This is a genomic window from Alkalibacterium sp. m-11 (assembly GCF_054658155.1).
Map to the genome: position 1 here is coordinate 1 of NZ_BAAGIR010000223.1, position 2,239 is coordinate 2,239.

4 protein-coding genes are annotated in these 2,239 nt (G+C 39.1%); all 4 read right to left on the reverse strand.

The genetic code is table 11. The features are described from left to right. Positions 1–202: 202 nt before the first annotated feature. Positions 203–757 (reverse strand): GNAT family N-acetyltransferase, encoded by a 555-nt coding sequence (locus ACYQ2O_RS11860; RefSeq protein ID WP_346025172.1) that lies wholly within the window; start codon positions 755–757, stop codon positions 203–205. Between the two features lie 194 nt (positions 758–951). Continuing rightward, entirely contained in the window at positions 952–1,305 is a 354-nt protein-coding gene (locus tag ACYQ2O_RS11865; RefSeq protein WP_346025177.1) for a ferredoxin reductase domain-containing protein, read from the reverse strand. Between the two features lie 18 nt (positions 1,306–1,323). Beyond that, positions 1,324–1,617 carry an FAD-binding oxidoreductase gene (locus ACYQ2O_RS11870; protein ID WP_346025178.1) on the reverse strand — a complete coding sequence of 98 codons (294 nt, stop codon included), beginning with the start codon at positions 1,615–1,617 and terminating at the stop codon, positions 1,324–1,326. Positions 1,618–1,654: 37 nt separating this feature from the next. Next, positions 1,655–2,089 carry an SRPBCC family protein gene (locus ACYQ2O_RS11875; protein ID WP_346025173.1) on the reverse strand — a complete coding sequence of 145 codons (435 nt, stop codon included), beginning with the start codon at positions 2,087–2,089 and terminating at the stop codon, positions 1,655–1,657. Positions 2,090–2,239: the final 150 nt, after the last annotated feature.

The following is a 2,239-nucleotide window of genomic DNA, read 5'->3' on the forward strand; positions in this document are numbered from 1 at the left end:
CTTTGTATGAAGTTTCTGTTCGTCAGTGCAAGCATTTGCGTCCGTCTTCCTTCAGATTCCGCCTCACGGCGGACACCCTTGACTTTCGCTAACAGTTCCTACTGCCAAGTCTGTAGTGGACTTTCACTACCAAGTTGTCGCCCATGCCGGGCGCACAAACAAAAAAGAGGACGACGATTCGCCCTCTTTGTATTTAAAAAATTCACTTTTCTGCCGCTTTACTCACGTACTCTCCTTTAAGAATAGAACAGTGTATACTGTCAGTCAACGCACCTCTGACAATATGATTCTGCCTCAAATGCCCTTCTCGTTTCATTCCAAGTCGATCAAGCAATCGTCCAGAGTTATCATTTCGATAATCATATTCAGCAAATACTCGAGCTAGACCTAGCGTGGAAAAAGCAAAGTCGAATATGAGCTTGATTGCCTCGGACATATAGCCCTGTCCCCAGAAGCTCCTATGCATCGTGTACCCCAGTTCGCCATTCATTGTATAGTCATCTACTCTGAACTCTATCGTGCCGATCATTTTACCCGATTCTTTATGCTCAATGGCATACTTCCCGACGGGCTCTTTAAGATAATAGGTCGACACTAAGCGGCTGGTCTGTTCCTTATCTTTGTGAGGGGTGTAGAGATACCTCGTTGCTTCTTCATCAGAAGTGAACTCATAAAGATCATCGACATCATCCAGCCCGATCGGTCTTAACTTCACTCTGTCTCCGTCAAAAGTCTTCTGTTTTTCAAATTCTTCCATTATATTCTGCCCGATTATAAAAATTCTCCTGTTCTCAATCTTTTATTTTCTTTAGGATTATACTTCTTTTCTCTAGAATTAACTACTTTAAATGTACATCACTTACATTATAAGCTGGTCTTAGTAATTTATCCTGTCTCTGGCTAACGTGTGTGATATTGGTCCATTTTCACTATTATTTGGCAATTTTACTATTAGTTTTTGTAGCCATAGAAATCATCTGTTTTGAGTTGCTTCTTCTTGATCTTACTATCTTTTAGGTGAAGAGAGACGTCTTTTACAAAAGAAGTAGGTCCAGTAATGAAATAGTTTGCTTCATTTTTATACTGGTCAATAAATTTATCCAGTTCCTTAATCAATCGTTCATCTGAATCGATAAATCTTACGGTCAGATTATCAAGGTTTTTAAGTTGATCAAGGTCATCTTTAAATAAAAAGTTCTTCGATCGACTTATATACAATAGCTCGATAGGTGTTGATATCTGTCGTTCAACTTCTAACTGCTTCAGCATCGATCTGAAAGGAGTAATCCCTATTCCACCAGCTATTAGAAGACTAGGAACAGATTATTTCAGGTAGAATGACCCTACCGGTCCAGTAAGACGCATACTCATACCAGGTTTCAGCTCAAGAAGTGCCTGCTTGAACTCACTGAGCTCCTTCCCTATTCTAGTAGTGATATGAATAGTATTTTCGTGAGGTGCAGTAGGAATACTAAATGGGCGGGTCTTATTTTTTATCTTCTTATGCGTAATATCATAAAGACCATGCTGGCCTGCCTTCCAGTTCAAATCTTCAGGTTTTTCGAACACAAAAGTATAAATCTGCTCTTTCGCTTTATATGACTCTATAAATTTAATTGGCTTTTTTTTAAAAACATTCTAGACATCGTCTAATTTACCCATGGCCTTCTCCATACCTTTCATTCAGTACGTTGTCCAAGTTCATGCAGAATGCTTTCCAGCTATAAATTGCACCTTCAATAGCACCTTTTGTATTTTTTGTTTCCTCACTGAATCCACTTTGATTTAATGTCAGCAAAGTCTGATTCTCTTCCACCTTTTCCAATGTCCACACCACTGTAGTTTCTTCTCCAGCGCTATGCCAGGTGTAAGATAACTTATGAGGTTCACTGATCTCAAGCACTTTACAGTTGACAATGCCGTCCCACCACTCATTAGGTTCACCTCGAAACTGAAAATCATGTCCAATCACTGGTTTAAAGTCATTCGGCCATATCCATTTTTCTAGAGTTTCTGAGCGAATTAAGGATGCCCATACTTTATCAATTGAAAATGGGAATTGCTGTTTGACAGATACATCAGGTTTCATTTGTTTTCCTCCTCAAGTACTTCGGTTACTGTCAAATTTTTTTGTTCTTAAAGGTCTATAACCGTTGTTCTATCAAGGAAAAGACAAAAAACACTTGCCCCTCCCTCATTTATCGGTAAAATAGTAGGTATCCGACTACCAAACTATCCC